Origin of the sequence: Salinivibrio sp. MA427 (assembly GCF_001996115.1) — a bacterium.
Classification (GTDB): Bacteria; Pseudomonadota; Gammaproteobacteria; order Enterobacterales; family Vibrionaceae; genus Salinivibrio; species Salinivibrio costicola.
The window spans coordinates 1-5,740 of sequence record NZ_MUFH01000164.1 but is presented as its reverse complement, the minus strand read 5'-3'; the positions used below and the strand labels follow the sequence as shown (position 1 = coordinate 5,740).

Sequence of the window (5,740 nt, the reverse complement as noted above, 5' to 3'; positions counted from 1 at the left end):
GAGCCATTGGGTTAGCGCCCGCTGTTTAGATTTATCCATATCATCTTATTATTCTATCAAAGCCTGTCAACAGGCCGGGCAGGCCATCGAATGATAGCCTGCATGAGCGCGAGAAATTACTGATTCGCGAGTGCGTCGAGATAACGCTCGGCATCTAGAGCCGCCATACAGCCGGTCCCTGCAGAGGTAATCGCTTGACGGTATACGTGGTCCATGACATCACCAGCCGCAAATACGCCTTCGACGCTTGTCTGGGTTGCATTGCCACTTAGGCCTGATTCAACCTGGATATAGCCGTTTTCCATTTTCAGCTGGTCAGCAAAGATGTCTGTGTTAGGTTTATGGCCAATCGCAACAAAAACACCCATCACATCAAGGGTTTCGGTCTCATTGCTTTGTGTGTCTTTTAAGCGCGCTTGTGTCACGCCCATTTCATCGCCCAACACTTCATCCAATACCCGGTTAGTGTGCAGGACAATATTACCGTTCTTCACTTTGTCCATCATACGATCGACCAGAATTTTCTCAGCACGGAAGGTATCGCGACGATGGACAACATGCACTTCAGAGGCGATGTTAGAAAGGTATAAGGCTTCTTCGACTGCCGTATTACCGCCACCAATTACCGCCACTTTTTGGTTGCGATAGAAAAAGCCATCACAGGTCGCACAGGCGGATACGCCACGTCCCTTGAACGCGTCTTCAGATGGTAAGCCAAGGTATTGCGCAGATGCCCCCGTTGAAATAATCAAGGCATCGCAAGTGAACTCGCCGTTGTCGCCTTTTAGGCGGAAAGGGCGTGAGGATAAATCCACGTCATTGATGTGATCAAAAATAATCTCGGTATCGAATTTTTCTGCGTGGGCTTTCATGCGATCCATTAATGCGGGACCGGTCAGTCCTTCCGGATCGCCAGGCCAGTTTTCAACATCCGTGGTGGTGGTCAGCTGACCCCCTTGTTGCATGCCTGTTACCATAACAGGGTTTAAATTGGCACGAGCCGCGTAAACAGCCGCGGTGTAGCCCGCTGGGCCTGAACCAAGAATCAATAGGTTCGCATGCTTAATGTTACTCATTCACGTCTCCGAGCAGGAAAGAGGTTCGTTTTTTTGAATGGAGTGATTGTAGGTAAATTGGAAGGCTAAAGAAAGGGCACCGTGATGGTGCCCTCTATTTCTATCATTGATATTGCCGATTAATGGGCTGACTTCAGCGCATCCAGGGCATCAACGTATGGAAGATCAAAGCCTTCGGCCACTTCTTTGATGGTAACGTGGCCACTGATCACGTTAAGACCGTTACGCAAGTGCTCATCTTGAACTAAAGCATCGCGATATCCCTTGTTCGCCAGCTTCACAATGTAGGGCAGTGTTGCGTTATTTAAGGCAACCGTCGAGGTGCGCGCGACAGCGCCAGGCATGTTTGCCACACAGTAGTGGACAACATCATCAACGATGTAGGTTGGGTCAGCGTGGGTCGTTGCATGTGAGGTCGCGAAACAGCCACCTTGGTCGATAGCGACATCGACAACCGCAGCGCCTGGTTTCATTCGCTTGATATGGTCTTCGTTGACCAGTTTCGGTGCAGCAGCACCTGGGATAAGGACAGCACCGATAACTAAATCAGCGTTAAGTACGTGCTGGTCTAATGTTTCCTCGGTTGAGTAGACGACTTTGGCGCGGCCTTGGAATTCTTCGTCCAAGCGACGCAATGTATCGACATTTTTATCCAAAATAGTGACGTCAGCTCGGAGGCCAACCGCCATGCGCGCGGCGTTTGAGCCAACCACGCCACCGCCAAGTACGACGATTTTAGCGGGTTCGACACCAGGAACACCACTGAGCAGCATGCCCGAACCGCCGTGTGATTTTTCTAACGCTTGTGCACCTGCTTGAATAGACATACGGCCGGCGACTTCAGACATTGGCGCTAATAGTGGCAATCGACCTTTAGAATCTGTTACCGTTTCATAGGCAATGCAGATAGCTTTACTTTTAATTAAGTCTTCTGTTTGCGGAAAATCTGGTGCAAGATGCAAATAGGTGAACAAAATCTGTCCTTCGCGCAGCATGGCACGCTCGACAGCTTGCGGTTCTTTGACCTTGACGATCATGTCTGCTTTCGCAAATACGTCAGCGGCGGCAGGGAGAATGGATGCCCCAGCGGCTTTATAGTCATCGTCAGAGAAACCAATACCGTTACCTGCATTGGTTTCAACATAGACCGAGTGGCCGTGAGAAATAAGCTCACGGACACTTGCTGGAACCATACCCACGCGGTACTCATGGTTCTTGATTTCTTTTGGAACGCCAATGATCATGCTGTCACCTCTTGTTTATTTAGTGTTATCGGCTGGCTTGTTATTGAAATTGTCAATTTTCAGGCTAGTATAAAGGCAATAAACCAGCATTTGATGCTAAAGATTGTTTAGATGTTATTTAATTTGGTATATCTTTTTGCAAGGAAGTAACAAGGTGGAATAAAAAATGGTAGATACCAAAAACAAGCCCTCCAAGGAATTGGACCGTATTGACCGCAACATCCTAAATGAGCTCCAAAAGGATGGGCGAGTCTCCAACGTTGAGTTATCAAAACGTGTCGGTCTCTCTCCAACCCCCTGCCTAGAACGTGTGCGACGTTTAGAGCGTCAGGGCTATATTCTTGGCTACACGGCACAGCTTAATCCCCAGTATTTAGATGCATCACTGCTCGTTTTTGTGGAAATCACACTAAACCGTGGCGCACCTGACGTGTTTGAGCAATTTAATAAAGCGGTGCAGACACTAGAAGACATCCAAGAATGTTCGTTAGTGTCCGGTGATTTCGATTACCTACTTAAGACACGAGTAGCTGACATGTCGGCTTATCGCAAGTTATTGGGTGAAACCTTGCTACGTTTGCCCGGCGTGAATGACACACGCACTTACGTGGTAATGGAAGAGGTAAAACAAAGTAATCATCTGGTGATCCACACGCGTTAAGTGTTGGCCATAGGGTGAAGCAAAACATAACTAAAGCCGGGCATTGCGCTCGGCTTATTTTTTGTACGCCATGATTTAAAGAATGTGATATCTCGGTAAAGATTGAACGTAAACACGCATCATGCCTGCCGTCACGGCATGAATGTGATAAAGTCAGGGCAATCAGAGCAAGCCTCCATTCAGGGTGAGGAATGCGATTAACGAATAATATTAAACAGGTAATGATGGAGTTTTCTTTACGTCGAGAGCCGAAAACGGCTCAGCCGAAAGCGCGTTTAGATGGCGGTCAACGTTTAAAAGAGTGTGGATTCATCTTGGTCCTCGCCGCTGCTGTGTTTACCATGGTGGCATTGTTATCTTTTAATCCGGCTGATCCTTCGTGGTCGCAAACCGCGTGGCATGGTGACGTTCATAATGCGGCTGGCGCGATGGGTGCATGGATAGCAGACAGCTTTTTCTTCTCGTTTGGGATCTTGGCGTATCCATTACCCCCTGCTGTTATTCTTGGCGGTTGGGTTTTTTTGCGGCGGCGTGGTGATAATGAACCCATTAATTACACCATTATTGGCGCACGTCTATTGGGGCTTCTGGTCCTTTTCCTGACCAGTTGTTCGTTGGCTGATCTCAATTTTGATGACTTTTGGCATTTTTCATCGGGTGGCGTGATGGGAGATGTCACCAATAGCCTTGCTTTGCCCTTGTTTAATGTCTTAGGGACCACCTTGGTCATGTTGTTTGGCTGGGCGGCCGGTTTCACCTTATTCACGGGAATTTCATGGCTCACGATCGTGGATCACCTCGGCGCGGTGACGCTAAATGGTATCACCTGGCTGGTTAATCGCGTGCGTGGCGATACCCCGACACAACTTGGTGCGCCTGGCTCATCGGCCCCCGAGCACACAGACGTGACGCAATCGCGTGAGACTTGTGAACCGATGGAGCTGAGTGATTTACGTCGATTGACGCCGACATCGCCTGAGAAAGCGTCCGTTTCTGAGAAAAAATCGGTCGCTGAAAAAACGACAGCGACGGAAAAGGAAACCGTTGAGCACAGCGCGCATGAGAGTGAAAGGTCGATCATCTTTGGTGGACATGCCACCGCTGAGCAAGCCGGTTCGACGCAATCCGAATCCTCCCTGTCAGAGAGTGCGGATGAACCGGCATTGGGACAATGGCAAACCGCTGTTGCTGATGATGAGCCCTCTGCGTCGGTATTCAGCGCAGACACCGACTCAGACCCGCAAGCCCAAACACCGACTCAGCATGGTCGTGAGTCGGTCGCAACTTACGTGTCGACAGATTCAGAGCATTCAGAGACAAAGCTCTCAGAGACAAAGCATTCAGAGCCAGAGCACTTAGAGACAAAGCTCTCAGAAACAAAGCACTCAGAGTACGCTGATACTACCTATGGCAATCAAGATGGACTCTCGGAGCTAGAGCGCGCGGAGCAGGCAAGCAAGTTGGCCGATGATGACGAGGATCCTTTCCAAGAAACGATTCGCCAAGCACAAAAATCCCAACAGCAAGCGGCCGGGCTCGACCATCCTTTTTTAGTGAAAGATGAGCCCAATTTGCCTAAACCGGCAGAACCTTTTCCAACCCTCGATCTGTTGGATCCTGCGCGCCATACAGCGCAACAAGCCACGCGCGAAGAGCTAGAGCAAATTGCGCGCTTGGTTGAGGCGCGCTTGGAGGATTTTAAAGTGCAAGCACGCGTGGTGGGCGTGTATCCAGGGCCGGTGATCACGCGTTTTGAGCTTGATTTGGCGCCGGGCGTTAAGGTCTCACGAATTTCAGGTTTGTCTAAAGACTTAGCGCGTGCGCTATCAACCACCGCGGTGCGCGTGGTCGAGGTGATCCCAGGTAAACCTTATATTGGCCTTGAACTGCCGAACGAGCATCGCGAAACGGTGTTTATGTCAGAAGTGATTGGCAGTGAGCGATTTAAAAACAGCCAATCGCCGATCTCCGTAGTATTAGGAAATGACATTGCCGGCGAAGCCATTATTACCGATCTTGGCAAAGCACCGCATATGCTGGTGGCAGGGACGACAGGGTCGGGTAAATCTGTGGGCGTGAACGTGATGCTGGTTAGTATGCTCTATAAGGCGTCTCCTGAAGATGTGCGCTTTATCATGATCGACCCTAAAATGCTGGAGTTATCGGTCTATGAGGGCATTCCGCATTTGTTGTCAGAAGTTGTCACCGATATGAAAGATGCGGGGAATGCGCTGCGTTGGTGCGTGGGTGAGATGGAACGACGTTACAAGCTGATGTCAGCCCTTGGCGTGCGCAACCTTAAAGGTTTTAACGAAAAGGTCAAAGCAGCAGAAGCCGCGAATAATCCGATCCCTGACCCACTATGGAAATCGGGCGATAGTATGGATGAATCGGCGCCTAAACTGGAAAAACTGCCCTATATCGTGGTGGTGGTAGATGAATTTTCCGATCTCATGATGGTGGTTGGTAAAAAAGTCGAAGAGTTGATCGCACGATTAGCACAAAAAGCACGGGCCGCGGGTATTCACCTTGTGTTAGCCACCCAACGTCCTTCTGTTGATGTGATTACGGGGCTGATTAAAGCCAATATTCCAACGCGTATGGCGTTTACTGTCTCGACCAAAACAGACTCGCGCACCATCCTTGACCAAGGCGGCGCTGAGTCGTTGCTGGGAATGGGGGATATGCTCTTTATGCCGAATGGTTCCAACCATCCGATCCGCGTGCATGGTGCCTTTGTCAGTGATGAAGAAGTGCAT

At 49.7% G+C, this 5,740-nt stretch carries 4 protein-coding genes; 2 read left to right on the top strand and 2 right to left on the bottom strand.

The window, feature by feature from the left end; translation table 11 throughout:
* Nucleotides 1-116: 116 nt before the first annotated feature.
* On the bottom strand, nt 117-1,076 hold the full coding sequence (trxB, locus tag BZG79_RS10655) for a thioredoxin-disulfide reductase (RefSeq protein ID WP_077774369.1): 960 nt from the start codon (nt 1,074-1,076) through the stop codon (nt 117-119).
* A gap of 119 nt (nt 1,077-1,195) precedes the next feature.
* The gene (ald, locus tag BZG79_RS10650; protein WP_021022420.1) at nt 1,196-2,320 is read right to left on the bottom strand and encodes an alanine dehydrogenase; all 1,125 of its coding nucleotides are present in this window, start codon (nt 2,318-2,320) and stop codon (nt 1,196-1,198) included.
* 166 nt (nt 2,321-2,486) lie between these two features.
* On the opposite strand from ald, the gene lrp reads away from it, so the two are divergent.
* Both lrp and BZG79_RS10640 read left to right on the top strand, forming a co-directional pair.
* Nucleotides 2,487-2,981 carry a leucine-responsive transcriptional regulator Lrp gene (gene lrp, locus BZG79_RS10645; protein ID WP_077460192.1) on the top strand — a complete coding sequence of 165 codons (495 nt, stop codon included), beginning with the start codon at nt 2,487-2,489 and terminating at the stop codon, nt 2,979-2,981.
* 224 nt (nt 2,982-3,205) lie between these two features.
* The coding region (locus BZG79_RS10640) for a DNA translocase FtsK (RefSeq protein WP_077774370.1) at nt 3,206-5,740 on the top strand (2,535 nt) is incomplete at its 3' end.

Coding starts and splice junctions, on each gene's coding strand:
- trxB (WP_077774369.1), bottom strand. CDS start 1,076: ATGAGTAACATTAAGCATGCGAACCTATTGATTCTTGGTTCAGGCCCA.
- ald (WP_021022420.1), bottom strand. CDS start 2,320: ATGATCATTGGCGTTCCAAAAGAAATCAAGAACCATGAGTACCGCGTG.
- lrp (WP_077460192.1), top strand. CDS start 2,487: ATGGTAGATACCAAAAACAAGCCCTCCAAGGAATTGGACCGTATTGAC.